The sequence below is a fragment of the Pedobacter sp. W3I1 genome, from assembly GCF_030816015.1.
GTDB lineage: Bacteria > Bacteroidota > Bacteroidia > Sphingobacteriales > Sphingobacteriaceae > Pedobacter.
Genome location: NZ_JAUSXN010000001.1, coordinates 4,349,626 through 4,365,856 on the forward strand (window position 1 = coordinate 4,349,626; position 16,231 = coordinate 4,365,856).

The following is a 16,231-nucleotide window of genomic DNA, read 5'->3' on the forward strand; positions in this document are numbered from 1 at the left end:
CGATACATTTTGAAGTTTTATAGGCACATCGTTTAAATTTGTTTTGATAAACGTATTTTAAGTTTAACAAATAATTGATCTAAAGCCATGACTAAAGTATATCTTCTGGGTGCAGGTAAACATGCCGCCGAACTTAGCGAGTATTTTAATGGCAATAATGAATATCAATTAAATGGGTATGTCATCAACTTAGATAGCTCGGTTAATCATCCGAACTTAACCAGGCCAGTAATTTCGATACAGGAATTCTTAAAAAATCATCCAGTTGCTCCAAACATTGCACTTATTGGGGCGATAGGCAATTATGAAAGAAAATCGATTATCGAGTTGTTAGAAAACAAAGGCTACCAATTTATCAATATCATTCACCACCATAATTACATCAGTCCTTCGATTAAAATTGGCAAAGGAAACTGCCTTGCCCCAGGATGTGTAATCAATGCAAATGTGCATATCGGTAACCACTGTATTGTGAATTCAAATTGCAACATCAGCCACGATTGCACACTAGAAAATTATGTTACCATCTCTCCTGGCGTAACCATTGCCGGAAATGTAAGCATTAACGAAGGTGTTTTTATAGGGGCCGGTGCTACTATAATTCCAGGCATTACGATTGGCAAAGGAGCCTACATTGCCGCTGGTGCCTGTGTTACAAAAGATGTTCCACCGAATGTGATGGTTGCGGGTGTGCCTGCAAGGGTAAAGAAAATTATAGATTAATAACTCGAAATAATAATATCTTTCTGGAGGTGATGAACAAAAAAATCCCCGATCGAATGATCGGGGATTAAGAATGAATTTCTAATAAGTATTAGTTAAAGTTATAACGAACTCCAACCTGAGCTTGCCATCTTGAAGCAAATGGAGCTACTTGATATGCTGTACCATTAGTTGGTGCACGGAAAGTATAATTACCACCCGTAGTAGCATTGTAGTTATAATTGATTAAAGTAGAAGCTGTGTTAGACAATGAGTATAATTTACCCCAATCTTTGTTGATTAAGTTGCCAACGTTAATAATATCAAGAGATAACTGTAAACTGTTTTTAGTTCCTTTACCTCCAACGATACCTAAATCTTGCATGATACGAACATCAAATTGGTGTTCCCATGGCATTCTTGCACCATTACGTTCAGTATATTGCCCTCTTTTAGTACTTAAATAAGGATCGCTATTGATAAATGCATCTAATGCAGCCCATTGTTGGGCAATAGGAATAATAACAGGTGCTGCAGTTGTTCCGATGTTCAAATCAGCAAGTTTAATCTCGCTTAAGTTTCTAGGAACATATAAAAGATCATTTTGGTTGTTTCCATCCTGATTAAGATCTCCAAAGTATAAGTAAGTGAAAGGAGAACCAGATTTTCCTACATAGAACAACGAGAATGTTGTGCCAAATTCTTTGTTTTTACCGTATTTAACTGCGTAATTTAAAGCTCCGGTAACTCTATGTCTAACATCAAAATTAGAATAAGCTAAATCAGGATTATTTGGATCATTAACAATCTGAACAAAACCGAAGTTAGAAGAAGCTGTACTACTTGCACCTGAGTTTATATCTTTCGATTTACCATAGGTATATGAACCTGATAAGAATAATCCGAAATTAAATGATTTCTGTAATTGGGCAGTTAAGTTATAAGTACTTCCTTTATCTGTATTGTCTAAATAATAAACATTAGTAAATGTAGTATTTACTTTTCCAGCAGTTGTAGGGTAATTATACAACGGACGAGTATCTGCACCACCAGTAATTGATGAGTTGATTCTACCAATTGCTGGCTTCATATTAATGTTCTTATACAATACGTTGTTAACTGTTTTACTTAATAAAGCTTCTAAAGTACCCGTAATTCCACCAGGTAATTTAAAATCAACTGCAACGTTTGTTCTGAAAACCTGAGGTACTTTAAAATTATTATTAACCAAGTTCACCTCATAAGTTGGTACTGAACCTCCAGCTGCTTTTTGGTTTGCAGGATCTGCAATGAAAGTACCCGTACCGTTTGTAGCATTTACTGCGCCATATAACATTCCGCTATTTGTAAATTGATTAGACAACCATACAAATGGAGCACGGCTAGTTAATAAGCCAGCACCACCTCTTAATTGTAAAGATCTGTCACCTGTTAAATCCCAGTTGAAGCTTAAACGCGGTGACACCAAAATCTGACCACTTGGTGTTTGATCTGTTCTTTGATTAGGAAAAGAAGTAGGAATAAGAGGATTTGCAGCAGGATCATCAAAAAACAATGGCACGTCAACTCTTAAACCAGCAATTAATTTAAACCCTTTGAAAGCATCGATTTCATCCTGGAAATAGAAGCCCAATTGAGCGGCACTAAATTTAGCCGATGGTGAAGCTTCGCCAGGAACGATTGAATAGGTAGCTGCAGCAACATTTGGTTTTGCATTTGTAGTAAAATCATTCAAGTTACTGTAAGTATAACTTCCAGCAAAGTTATTCATAAACAGGTTTCTAAATTTGAAAAATTCGTTATGCGTACCAAATGTAAAAGTGTGTTTGTTGGCAAAAATTTTCACATTATCAGTGAACTCAATAATATCCTGATCTAATTCATTTGCAGTAGAACTCCTTTCAGAACCCACTAAAACAGAGTTACCAGAAACACCATTCATATTGTTGATTTGAATTTGAGGAAACAAAGATCCTGCAGTTGACCTGTAATCTCTTATTCTTTGATAACCAACAATTAAGTTGTTAGAAACTGTTTGAGAAATTGCACTTCTTAATTCAAGTACAGAAACATTTTGCGTATTGTTAAATTTGTACGCATTGTTACCGAAACGGAATTGAGTAGTACTTCTACTGATGTTATCATCAAATGCATCAATATAATTATGACGAAGCGTCAATTGATTTTTAGCATTGATATTCCAGTCTAAACGTGCAAAAATTTTATTGTTTTGAGTTTGTCTATTTACTGCATCGTAGCTACCAGCATCATAACCATATCTTGTTTGTAACGTGTTCGCAATACTTTGAGCATCTGTTAAAGATAAAACAGAACCTGGATCACCAACATTTAATGAAGTTGGTTCTTGTCTTCTGCCCATTTCAGCATTTACAAAAAAGAATAATTTATTTTTGATGATAGGTGCTCCTAAACGGAAACCATATTGTGCATCGTAAAATTTAGCAGCTTTTGTATTTAAGCCATCAACACTTTTACCAACCGTATTTTGGTTTCTTCCAAAAAAGTAAGCAGAACCTTCAACTTTATTGGTTCCAGAACGAGTAATTGCGTTAACACCACCACCAGCAAAGTTTCCTAAAGTAACGTCGAAAGGAGCCAATACAACTTGTAATTCCTGAATCGCATCTAATGAAATTGGCTGAGTACCGGCCTGACCACCTGGAGCACCATTTCCTGCTAAACCAAAAACATCGTTATTTACGGCACCATCAATACTAATGTTATTGAATCTGTTGTTTGCGCCAGCAAATGAGTTACCATTTGCTTGTGGTGTTAAACGTGTAAAATCAGTTAATGATCTCGAAAGAGAAGGAAGGTTTTGAATTTGCTCTTTGCTGATGTTTGTTGACGCTCCAGTTTTTTTACTGTTAAATACAGGATCGTTTTTACCTGTAATTACAATTTCGTTTAACTGTTTGCTATTGTCAGAAAGAACAACATTTAAAACGTAGGGATCACCTAATTTTAAAGCTAAATCTGTTATTTTCTCTGGATTATAACCAATAAAACTCACCTCAACAGTATATGGACCGCCCACACGCATATTAGCTATAGTAAAACGGCCATCATTATTTGTCGACACAGAATATACTGTACCTGTTGGTGTGTGTGTTGCTTTAACACTTGCACCAGGTAAGGCGCCCTTGGCATCCTTAATTGTTCCTGTCATTGATGATGAGGTTACCTGTGCATTTGCACCAATGGTAAAACCTACAAATGCAACAATAACCAGTACTAATCTTAATAGTAAAGATTTCTTCATACTTTGTTTTTTAAATGTTTTTGTTGTTGAATAATAAATCTAATAGGGATATTAATGCCGCAAATGTACCCAATAAAATTTAACACATTTTAACATTCAATGTTAAATAATTATTAAGTCGGGCAAAACTTTTCAACATTTAACACATATTAAGTACGCTATAACTTTCAGTTTATCAATACTTTGATCGTATAATAAGATTATTGACAAATAAACTTACAGTTAATTATAATTTACGCAGAAAAGACACACTAACATTGGTATTTTTCTAATAATACCTCTTAACAATAACTTTATAAGCAAAAACACACCATAATTCAATCTACAGCCTAAATATTTATAATGGATGGGCAAAGCCACACATATTCAGATCAACATACAACCGTAAATTTGAAACAACAATATTCGCTCATTGTAAATTTTAAAGGTTATCTCAACATTGATCTAGCCAATTGACATTTTTTTTTTAGTTTTGAGCGATTGTTGTAGGATGAAGATCCTTTAAATTTTGTAATCCGAATGTAGCAAGTACAATTAAGGAATAAGGCAGACAATTACAGATAAAACAATTAAAAACGAATCTCTTTAAAATAGATATGAACCGTCCATAATTAAATCCCAATTAAATGATGATTTAATTTATGGTAAGCTCCATCTGACAGATAAAAAACAAATTAAAAAAAAACAGATGAATTACGATGTTATTGTGTTAGGCAGCGGCCCAGGTGGTTACGTAGCTGCAATCAGAGCTTCTCAATTGGGACTAAAAGTTGCAATTGTTGAGCGTGAATCATTAGGTGGTATTTGTTTAAACTGGGGCTGTATCCCTACTAAAGCACTTTTAAAAAGTGCTCAGGTTTTCGAATATATTAATCATGCTGCTGATTACGGAATTACTACTGCTGGTGCGACTGCAGATTTTGCTGCTGTGGTAAAACGCAGCCGTGGTGTAGCTGATGGCATGAGCAAAGGCGTCCAATTTTTAATGAAAAAAAATAAAATTGACGTCATTATGGGTACTGGTAAAGTAAAACCAGGAAACAAATTAGAAGTTAAAGGTGCTGATGGTTCTCAACAAGAACTAAGCGCAAAAAATATCATCATTGCCACAGGTGCCCGTTCAAGAGAATTGCCTAACCTGAAACAAGATGGCAAAAAGATTATCGGCTACCGCCAGGCAATGGTACTTCCTGAATTACCAAAAAGCATGGTAGTAGTAGGTTCTGGTGCTATTGGTGTAGAGTTCGCTTATTTCTATGCTACCATGGGCACAAAAGTAACCATTGTAGAATTTATGGATAACGTTGTTCCGGTAGAAGATGAAGATGTTTCTAAACAATTGTTACGTAGCCTGAAAAAAGTAGGTATCGATGTCATGACTTCAGCAAGCGTAGAATCTGTTGATACCAGCGGTGCAGGCTGTAAAGTTTCTGTTAAAACAGCTTCGGGTATGCAGACTATCGAGGCAGACATCGTGCTTTCAGCTGCTGGTATCGTAGCAAACATCGAGAACATTGGTTTAGAAGAAACCGGTATCAAAACGGAGAAAGGCAAAATTGTTACCGACGAATTCTACAACACTTCCGTTAAAGGTTATTATGCGATTGGCGATGTAGTTGGCGGTCAGGCACTTGCCCACGTGGCTTCTGCAGAAGGTATTATCTGTGTTGAGAAAATTGCCGGTCAGCATGCCGAGCCATTAGATTATAACAACATCCCTGGATGTACCTATTGCACACCGGAAATTGCTTCTGTAGGTTATACCGAAAAAGCAGCAAAAGCGGCTGGCTACGAATTAAAAATTGGTAAATTCCCATTCTCTGCATCAGGTAAAGCAAGTGCTGCCGGTGCTAAAGATGGTTTCGTAAAACTAATTTTCGATGCCAAATACGGAGAATTATTAGGCGCACACATGATCGGTGCCAATGTTACCGAAATGATTGCTGAAATTGTAGTGGCACGTAAATTAGAAACTACTGGTCACGAAATGATTAAATCTGTTCACCCTCACCCTACCATGAGCGAAGCCATTATGGAAGCTGCAGCTGATGCATACGGAGAAGTGATCCACCTGTAAGTCTTGAGTCTGTAGTCGAGAGTCTATAGTCTATGATCCAAATAACAAAAACCCTTTAGTTAAAGCTGAAGGGTTTTTGTATTTTTAACCAATTGGAGTCCTGATACTCGATACTAACTACTCGATACTAACTACTTGGTACTAATTACTTGATACTACAAAAATGAAACTCCACACCATAAACACAGGCTTATTTAAATTAGATGGTGGCGCTATGTTTGGCGTTGTGCCCAAGGCCATCTGGCAAAAAACCAACCCTGCCGATGCGAACAATCTTTGTACCTGGGCCATGCGTTGCCTTTTAATAGAAGAAGGCAATCAATTAGTTTTAGTAGATACCGGAATTGGGAACAAACAGGACGAAAAGTTTTTTAGCCATTATTATTTGCATGGGAATGATTCGATGGAAAAATCGCTGGCGCATTTGGGTTTTAGTACAGCTGATATTACTGATGTTTTCCTTACGCATCTTCACTTCGATCATGTTGGTGGTGCCATAGTAAGAGAAAACGACAAACTGATCCCTGCTTTTAAAAACGCACACTACTGGAGCAATGAAAAACATTGGCGATGGGCAGTAGAACCAAATGTAAGGGAAAAAGCTTCCTTCCTAAAAGAAAACATTTTGCCGATTCAAGAAAGCGGACAACTTAAATTCGTGGAAGAAAAAGAGAATATTGAGTGGCAAAAAAACATTAACATTAGTTTTGCTTATGGTCACACTGATGCCATGATGTTACCAAAAATCAACTACAAAGGCAGAACTATTGTATATATGACCGATCTTTTACCCTCTGTAGGCCATCTTCCCTTACCTTATGTAATGGCCTATGATATGTTCCCCTTAAAAACATTAACAGAAAAACAGGCCTTTTTAGAAGAAGCTGTAAATAACCACTATATATTATACCTGGAGCACGATCCAATTAACGAATGCTGCACCTTACAGCGAACAGAAAAAGGAATACGCGTAGCAGATACCTTTAACCTAAGCGATATCTAAATGATTAAACCAGCCCAGCCTACAGATGTTGAAGAAGTGGTACCCTTGATTATTCAGGCGATGGGTAAACTGGCCAATAAATTAACCAATACCGATGATAAAGCAGTCATTAACGAGATCTTTAAAGGCTTCTTTCAGCCGCAGGGTAACCAATACAGTTACGAAAACACCTTGGTTTATGAAGAAGACGGCAAAGTTCTGGGCTCGCTAAATGCTTATGACGGCGGAAAGCTTCTCGAACTCCGTAAACCATTTCTGACCTATTTAGCCGAACATCACCAGGCAGATGATATTCATAAAGATGTGGAAACAGAAAGTGGCGAATTTTACCTCGATACCATTAGTGTTAATCCATTAAGCCAGGGAAAAGGAATAGGGAAACAACTCATTAAAGCAGGTATTGATTGGGCTAAACAACTTGGCTACCATAATGTTGGCTTATTAGTAGAGCAAAATAATGATCGGGCGTTAAAGCTTTACCAAAACATGGGCTTTGTTATTCAAAATGAAAAACAATTTATGGGCGGCTTGTATCACCACATGATTTTTAAGATCAATTGTTAGTGAATAGTTTACATACATCAATAACCTATATAAATAGGCCTGCCTTATATGCCTACTGACGCCTTATATTTTCTTTAATTATATATGGTTCTATACAACATCATTTTAACAATAACCTCAGTTCGATTAACAATATGTCTTTTGAAACGTACTGCCAATATTTAAACCTAAAGTCGTCACCCTAACCTGAAGCAGAGCCGAAAGCTACGCAGTAAGCGAGCTCACCGAAGGTAATTCATTTCAGGGTCCATTTTGCAGGGAAGGAGGCTCTCTCATAGATTCCCATTCAAACTTGTCACGTTGAGCTTGTCGAAACGCCTTGAGGAGCATTTAAATAGGTCCTTCGACAGGCTCAGGATGACAATTCTACATTTATGATACAGCCACGACGATCGCATTAGGCAAGTGAGCTTAAAAATTCAATCATTACGAATAAATATTAATCGAACTGGGATTATTATTCTGCTTCAGCGATTTACCATTTAAGAAATATAAGGTCATTGTAGCTCCAATTTTAAAAGTGGTCGTTGTTCAGTTATAATTCATTATGCTTTAGCAATTAAGCCAGGATTGGTCTTCAATCAGTGGCAAGCTCAAACTAATAACGTTTAGCTCTTCTATTTGGCTCCCGCCAAACGCTATACGCTCAGCATGGCCCAAAATTTATTTTCGTTTTTATTTGTATTTAATCTAAATAATACCAATTTTTGTAACCGATGGAAAAAGCGTGTATCGATATTAATGAACTGGTTAACGTATTCTCAAATACCAATGGTTCTATTTATCAATCAGATAAATTAAACTGCTTTTATGTAGATTTTGGCGGCAAGTTTGCCCGTTACAATTGCCTGTCACTTCAGAAATTAAAAAAGGTTGTAGAACAGATCGACATCGAAGCACTGCTTTTAAATACCCACAAAGCCGATTTCGAATTGGTTACCTTTAATGGTTGCGAACACATTTATTTATTAAGCGCTTTAGAAATCATTGCTTTAAAAGATTTATTGCAAGGTACCTTTACTATGTTTAAGCTTAACCATATCATTAGCGACTGCCTTTATAGATTGGTTTATTAGTTCAGTGGTTCATTAGTCATTAGTTCATTGGTAACTGCGAACTGGTCATGTTGGGTTAATTGGTTAACTGTTTAAACTGGTTAACTGACGCCAAACGCCTATCTCCAAACGCAACGCTGGTAATTGTTTAAACTGGTTAACTGACACCAAACGCCCAACGCAAGGCTGGTAATTATTTAAACTGGTTAATTGCTTATATTAAACTGTCAATTGAAAACCGTTAACTGAAAATTGCCAACTTCCCTCGCTGTCATTCAATAATTGATCATTGTTTATGGTCATTGAATATTGTTTATTCCATTCGGTGCGTCATACTGAACTTGTTTCAGTATCTATTATACTAAAAAGATCCTGAGATAAACTACCATTGACAGATTCTAAAATCGATCGTCATTTCGACTGAAGCGCAGCGAAATGGAGAAATCTTTGAACTATGTTTATTGGATATAGTTTAAAGATTCCTCCACTGCGGTCGAAATGACGATTTATCGTAATAGATCCTCTCAGCTCCAATGTTCTTATCAAAACCGACCTCTCAGGATGACGATCACGAGGTAAATTTCGATATACTGACCCACTCTCTAATCCTAAATTATTAACATGGACTTAATTCATTGAAAACTACAAATTGAAAATTGCCAATTGAAAACTGCTAATCGGTTAATTGCCAAAGAAAACTAACCATTATCCTACTGATCCTCAACCACTATCCGTTTCGCGTTATCCTTACATTTCCGTCATCCATCTTACATCATCAATCTCCCTCTCCTTCTTATTTAAACTGATTATAAATAACTAATTATCAGCAATTTAGACTAATTTCATATAGCAAATAAATCACACAATCTGGTTAATTTGATGTTATCTTTGTATCATTAGTTAAGCAAAGAAAATTATGAAAGACTTAATGCGCATTAAATGCTTGATATCACAAGATATTGAAACATTATTAAATCAGCAGATCAAAAAAGAAGCTCACTCTTCATCACTATATTTATCGATGTCATCATGGTGTGACCAAAATGGATTCGATTTTTCAGCAGATTATTTTTTAAAGCAATCTGAAGAAGAAAGAGTACACCAGTTAAAATTATTCAAATATGTTTTGGATATGGGTGGAAACGCAATATCTCCGGAAGTTTCAGGCATTAAAACCGACTTTGCCGGATTTAGAGAAGTTTTCGAAGATGCTTTAGAAGCAGAAATCGCCATTACCCAAAGTTTTAAAAACCTGGCTTCTAAATGTCTTAAAGAACAGGATTTTGTAACCATGGAATTCTTAAACTGGTTCCTGAAAGAGCAACGCGAAGAAGAATATAAAGCACGTAGAGCATTAGAATTATTCGAAGTGATTGGCGAAGAAGGTACAGGAAGATGGGAAATTGATAAACACGTGAATAAAATCACCTATTCAGAAGCATAACAACAACAAAACATATATTGAAAAGCTATTCCGATTAAAGTCAGGATAGCTTTTTTTTTGCACTTAGAATCCTTTTGAGGGATCGTCATTTCGACCGCAATGGAGAAATCTTTGAACTTTTCAAATTAAACATAGCTTATAGATCTCTCCATTCCGTTTCACTTCAGTCGAGATGACGAATTTTCTATTAAAGCCCACGTAGAATATCGTCTCCGTTTGCAACGGGGATGCACGAGAACAGCGATTTTATCGCACTAAAATAATCCCTTCTCCATAATTAGCAACTTAATTAGTCTGCGTTTTTATCTTTTAAATCTGTGGGAAAAGTCCCGCCTCGTTTCCAGCTGATCACGCAGAAAAGAGACACATATTTAAAAGAACTATAATTTTCAGCAAACAAATAAAATCAGCTTATAAAAAGAAAAGCCCCGTTTTACCGGAGCTTTTTTTGGTTTAGGGTGTTTGGTTTATGTTGATTATGAATAAGTCTTGAAAGTTTTATAAAAAAAGCGCCGTTACCAGCGCTTTTTTTAAACCAAATATATAATAATAATTAACGAGCATTACAAAAGTACAAACTTTATTCATATTAGCAAGTATTTTTATTAAAAAAATTAATTTTTTTAATAAAAAACATATAAAATGTTAAAATTCAGACATAAAAACATTTATAAATAGATATAAATCATATGATTATTAAATTTTTATATAAAAACACTAGTTTTTTACTTACAAAATCATAATTTAAGGAAATATTTAAGCAAAATGATAGAAGATTTTATAAAAAATTACTTTAATCATCCAAAAACTTATGATGAAATGTTTCTAAGCGGTGATCATTACAGAAATCACTATGCAAGTTTCATCAGCAATTTCTCTAAAGAGTCTCTCGATAACCTAAACAAAAAGGAAGAACTCGCTAAAAAGCTATTTATGAGTCAAGGTATTACCTTTACAGTATATGATAGTGGCGAAGGCATCGAAAAAATCTTCCCTTTTGATATCATCCCGAGAATTATCACTTCAACAGAGTGGTCTTTTATAGAAAAAGGAATAAAACAACGGCTAAAAGCATTAAATCTTTTCTTAAAAGACATTTACAGCAATCAATTTATCCTAAAAGACCAGATTGTGCCTGTAAATGTAATTTATTCCTGTCCGCATTTCTTAAGAGAGATGCATAATGTGAATGTATTACACGATATCTATATCCATATTGCCGGAATCGACCTGATCAGAGATCACGACGGAACATTTTATGTACTGGAAGATAACCTCCGTACACCATCTGGTGTAAGCTATATGCTCGAGAACAGGGAAATCACCAAAAGGCTATTCCCCGACCTTATTCCGCAGTGCGGTGTAAGGAGTGTAACCGAATATCCTTCCTTATTGTATAAAAATTTGATGTCGCTCTCGCCAAGGGCAGTTTCCAACCCAACAATTGTATTGCTGAGCCCCGGCATGTACAATTCTGCTTATTACGAACATACTACTTTGGCCCGCTTAATGGGTGTAGAACTGGTAGAAGGACGCGATCTCGTGGTTAAAGACCAAAAAGTATTTATGAAAACCACAACCGGCCTGCAGCAAGTGGATGTGATTTATCGCCGTGTAGATGACGACTATCTCGATCCGCTGGTTTTTAACCCGACCAGTGTACTGGGCGTAGCAGGTCTGATGGGCGCCTATCGCAAAGGCAATGTAGCTATTATTAATGCGGTAGGCAATGGCGTAGCCGACGATAAAGCCGTTTATACCTATGTACCGGATATGATCAGATACTACCTTAACGAAGAACCCATATTAAAGAATGTGCCCACTTACCAGCTCAGTAATAAAGATGAGCTCGATTATGTTTTTGCAAACATCAATACGATGGTCATTAAAAAAACCAATGGAAGCGGTGGATATGGAATGTTAATGGGCCACGCCGCAAGCGAGCAGGAAACAGAAGCATACAAAATTGAGATCCTGAAAGATCCACGCAACTTTATCGCCCAGCCCACCATCAGCCTGTCTTCTGCTCCCTGTTTTATTAACGGAAAACTGGCTCCACGCAGAATCGATCTTCGTCCCTTCGCTTTAAACGGGCCGGATGGTATTTCGATTGTTCCGGGCGGCTTAACCAGGGTAGCTTTAAAAGAAGGTTCGCTGGTAGTAAACAGCTCGCAAGGCGGCGGCAGTAAAGATACATGGGTTTTAACTTCTTAGAAACAGAATATGTTAAGTAGAGTTGCATCAAGCTTATATTGGCTAAGCAGATATGTTGAGCGCAGTGACGGTATGCTGCGCATGTTAAAAATAAATTACGCCTCCTCGCAAGATACCATACAGGAATTTACCTGGAAGCCGGTAATCAGGATTTTTTCATCAGATGACGAAAATGAATTATTGAATATCCAGCACGATAGCCGGGCGGTGATAGAATACCTCTTGTTAAACCGCGAGAACCCGAATTCGATTTTAAACATCGTTACCCTGGCACGGGAAAATGCACGGAGCGTTCAGGAACATATTCCAAAAGATTTATGGCAATGCCTAAACGAATACTACCACACCGTTAAAGATGAAAAACTATTGTGGTATGTACAAAAAGACGATCCTGTTACCGCATTAGATATCTTGATTAAACAAGTAATGCTGTATAATGGAACGGCCGATAGCGCAATGGAACGCGGGGAAAGCAGAAGTTTTATGAATATTGGCAAACACCTGGAAAGAAGTATTCAATCAGTTGATATTTTGGACATTAAATTCAGCTCCATAAGCAGTAACCCTGATCTGTTGACCGATATAGCCTACTGGAAACATTTATTGCTTTCGTTAGGTGGTTATGAACTTTATCTTAAAACCTACAGACAAGGGTTCGATGCGAAAAACATCATTGAGCTGGCTATGCTCAACAATGATTTTCCACGGTCGGCACTATATGCCATGAATAATATTGAAAGATATTTTAACCGGCTTAAAAGCGAAAGTAATATTGAACATTACAACAACCTATCTTTTAAAATAGGGCGTTTAAAAAGTATGATTACCTATAGCTCGGTTAACACCATGAACGAAGAGCAATTACATCATTACCTTACAGAGATCAGGGCTGAACTTTTCGGCATTGGAAACCTGTTAAATGAATATTATTTCGCAAACTCATAAGTTTTTTAAACTACAGATTGACACAAATTAACACAGATTCTATTTCCTTTATTGATTTTTCATCTGTGTTTATCCTTTTTATCTGTGGTAAAACATAACAATAACCATTATGCCAATTTTCAAAATAAAACATATCACCAATTACAAATACGAATTGCCTGTTCGAGATAGTGCAAATCAGATTATTTTATTCCCGATTAAAGATGATTTCCAAAAAGTGGTTAAACACGACCTGAATATCTCCGGAAGTCCTGAAATTGAAATTTTTATCGATTATTACGGGAACGAAGTTGGCACTTTTACTCAAAACGAGCCGCATACCCAGCTTAAAATCTTTTCGAAAGTTAGTGTCGAAACCTTTCCGAAGCCATTACCACAAGATGATATGTTTAGCAGTGAGCAATGGAACAGCTTAAGCACCTTAAAATTTGACGTGCTGTATATCGATTATTTAAGGCAGGAAAGTTTTAATGGTATCACTCAATTAAAAGAAACGGCCCTAAACCTTAAGAATACTGAAGATACACCTTATCAAACTGCGATAAAATACTGTGCTCATGTATTTAATAATTTCGAATACATTAAAGGTGTAACGGCGGTTGATACCACTATTGATGAAATTTTAAACCTTAAGGCTGGTGTTTGCCAGGATTTTGCGCATGTATTAACAGCCATGCTGCGTTTAACCGGAATTCCTGCGAGATATGTGAGTGGTTACATCTGCCCCAATAGAGATGGTATGCGTGGCGAAGGTGCAACCCATGCCTGGGCCGAGGCTTATTTACCCGGGTACGGCTGGCTGGGTTTAGATCCTACCAATAACTGTATTGCCAACGAAAACCATGTCCGCTTGGCTGTAGGCCGTTATTTTGCCGATTGCTCGCCGGTAAAAGGTGTTTACAAAGGTGGTTTCGAGCATATTATGGAAGTTAACGTATCAGTAGGTTATAATGATGAAGACTTTAACGATAATGAAACCTACTTTCAACCAAAAGAAGTAAACTACATCAAACCTTCGGGAACGATAAGCACCGCCAGAACGAAAAATAGCTACCAACAATATATAGAAGCCATGCAGCAACAACAGCAGCAACAGTAGGCAGTTTTCAGTTACCAGTTGGAAGTTTTCAGTTGGCAGTTACCGATTGGCAATAGGCAATTTTCAGCTATCAGTTCCTTCACGCTAAAAAACTGAAAACTGTATACCGAAAACTGCTAACTGATAAAGTTTTTTTCTAAATTTGCGCCTTTTACAAATAACAATATGATTAAGAGACAGCAAATTAAAGATTTATTAAAGTCGACAGCATTTGACACAGAAGTAACGGTTATGGGATGGGTGAGAACTTTCCGTAATAATCAGTTTATTGCATTAAATGATGGGTCTTGCATGAGCAATATCCAGGTGGTGATCGATTTTAATAATTTACCTAATGAGCTGTTAAAAAGAATAACAACTGGCGCAGCCATTTCTGCAACGGGTAAATTAATCGAATCGCTTGGTAAAGGGCAAACAGTAGAGGTTAAGGCAACAAGTGTAGAAATTTTGGGTGATAGCGATCCTGAAAAATTTCCATTACAACCAAAGAAACACAGTTTAGAGTTTTTACGCGAAATTGCTCACCTGCGTTTCCGTACCAATACTTTTAATGCCGTTTTTAAGGTACGCCATGCTTTGGCTTTCGCTATCCATCAATTCTACAATGAACGTGGTTTTGTGTATATGCACACCCCTATAATTACAGCAAGTGATGCGGAGGGCGCTGGTGAGATGTTCAAAGTAACCACTTTAGATTTCGACAATACACCTCGCACTGAAGAGGGTAAAGTAGATTTTTCGCAGGATTTCTTTGCCCGTGCCACTAACCTAACGGTATCGGGGCAATTAGAAGGTGAGTTAGCGGCAATGGCTTTCGGACAGATTTATACTTTCGGTCCTACATTTAGAGCAGAAAATTCGAATACCACACGCCACCTGGCCGAGTTCTGGATGATTGAACCTGAGGTTGCCTTTGCCGATTTAGAAGATAACATGCAGCTTGCAGAAGATATGATGAAGTATGTCATTAAATATGCTTTAGATAACTGCAAAGATGAATTAGAATTTTTAAATACCCGTTTGGCTGAAGAGGATAAACAAAAACCGCAGAACGAGCGCAGCGAATTTAGCTTGTTAGAGAAATTGGATTTCTGTTTAGCCAATGAGTTTGAACGTTTAACGTATACAGAGGCGATCAGGATTTTAAAGTCTTCTAAACCGAACCAGAAGAAACAGTTTAAATACCTGATTGATGAATGGGGTGCTGATTTACAAAGTGAGCACGAACGTTACCTGGTAGAAAAACACTTTAAAAAACCGGTAATCTTAACCGATTATCCTGCTGATATTAAATCGTTCTACATGCGCCAGAATGAGCCAGATGCTGAAGGCAGACAAACTGTTGCAGCAATGGATATCTTATTCCCAGGTATTGGCGAAATGATTGGTGGATCACAACGTGAGGAACGCTTAGACCGCTTAACTAAACGTATGGAAGATTTAAATATTCCGCAAGACGAACTTTGGTGGTATTTAGATACCCGCCGTTTTGGATCAGCGCCACATGCAGGTTTTGGTTTAGGTTTCGAGCGTTTAGTATTGTTCGTAACCGGAATGACCAACATTCGTGATGTAATTGCTTTCCCAAGATTCCCGAAAAACGCAGAGTTTTAGGAGGGTTTAGGGTTTAGGGTTTAGGGTTTAGGGTTTAGGGTTTAGGGTTTAGGGTTTAGGAAAAACAAATAGCCCATTATCAAAGAAGTCAAGTTTCAAAAACTTGACTTCTTTTTTTTAATCCATAAATTATTTCGATTTGCAATGTTAGTATTTGGAGATATATCATGCGATAAAACCCTGAAATGAATGCAGAGAGAGAATTGAGGGAACGAATTCCGTCATACTAAA

Annotated in this window: 11 protein-coding genes; 10 read left to right on the forward strand and 1 reads right to left on the reverse strand. The window is 36.9% G+C overall.

Annotated features, from left to right (window positions below):
* The first annotated feature begins 87 nt into the window (after positions 1–87).
* Complete coding sequence (locus QF042_RS17770) at positions 88–723, forward strand: acetyltransferase (RefSeq protein WP_307530832.1); 636 nt, start codon at positions 88–90, stop codon at positions 721–723.
* A 91-nt stretch (positions 724–814) separates the two neighbouring features.
* Here QF042_RS17770 and QF042_RS17775 read toward each other — a convergent pair whose 3' ends face one another.
* Positions 815–3,985: a TonB-dependent receptor gene (locus QF042_RS17775; RefSeq protein WP_307530834.1), complete on the reverse strand. Its 3,171-nt coding sequence runs from the start codon at positions 3,983–3,985 to the stop codon at positions 815–817.
* Positions 3,986–4,673: 688 nt separating this feature from the next.
* On the opposite strand from QF042_RS17775, the gene lpdA reads away from it, so the two are divergent.
* From lpdA to asnS, 9 genes are all read left to right on the forward strand, one after another.
* Positions 4,674–6,062 carry a dihydrolipoyl dehydrogenase gene (lpdA, locus tag QF042_RS17780; RefSeq protein ID WP_029275810.1) on the forward strand — a complete coding sequence of 463 codons (1,389 nt, stop codon included), beginning with the start codon at positions 4,674–4,676 and terminating at the stop codon, positions 6,060–6,062.
* Between the two features lie 163 nt (positions 6,063–6,225).
* A complete protein-coding gene (locus tag QF042_RS17785; RefSeq protein ID WP_307530840.1) occupies positions 6,226–7,065 on the forward strand; it encodes an MBL fold metallo-hydrolase in 840 nt (279 codons plus the stop codon).
* The gene (locus tag QF042_RS17790) at positions 7,066–7,629 is read left to right on the forward strand and encodes a GNAT family N-acetyltransferase (RefSeq protein WP_307530842.1); all 564 of its coding nucleotides are present in this window, start codon (positions 7,066–7,068) and stop codon (positions 7,627–7,629) included.
* Positions 7,630–8,345: 716 nt separating this feature from the next.
* Positions 8,346–8,705 carry a hypothetical protein gene (locus tag QF042_RS17795; RefSeq protein WP_307530844.1) on the forward strand — a complete coding sequence of 120 codons (360 nt, stop codon included), beginning with the start codon at positions 8,346–8,348 and terminating at the stop codon, positions 8,703–8,705.
* Between the two features lie 895 nt (positions 8,706–9,600).
* Complete coding sequence (locus QF042_RS17800) at positions 9,601–10,128, forward strand: ferritin (RefSeq protein ID WP_307530846.1); 528 nt, start codon at positions 9,601–9,603, stop codon at positions 10,126–10,128.
* Between the two features lie 765 nt (positions 10,129–10,893).
* On the forward strand, positions 10,894–12,342 hold the full coding sequence (locus QF042_RS17805; RefSeq protein WP_307530848.1) for a circularly permuted type 2 ATP-grasp protein: 1,449 nt from the start codon (positions 10,894–10,896) through the stop codon (positions 12,340–12,342).
* A gap of 9 nt (positions 12,343–12,351) precedes the next feature.
* The gene (locus QF042_RS17810) at positions 12,352–13,287 is read left to right on the forward strand and encodes an alpha-E domain-containing protein (protein ID WP_307530850.1); all 936 of its coding nucleotides are present in this window, start codon (positions 12,352–12,354) and stop codon (positions 13,285–13,287) included.
* A gap of 109 nt (positions 13,288–13,396) precedes the next feature.
* Positions 13,397–14,386, forward strand: coding sequence for a transglutaminase family protein (locus QF042_RS17815; RefSeq protein WP_307530852.1), 990 nt, complete (start codon positions 13,397–13,399; stop codon positions 14,384–14,386).
* Between the two features lie 165 nt (positions 14,387–14,551).
* Positions 14,552–16,000 carry an asparagine--tRNA ligase gene (gene asnS / locus QF042_RS17820; protein ID WP_307530854.1) on the forward strand — a complete coding sequence of 483 codons (1,449 nt, stop codon included), beginning with the start codon at positions 14,552–14,554 and terminating at the stop codon, positions 15,998–16,000.
* Positions 16,001–16,231: the final 231 nt, after the last annotated feature.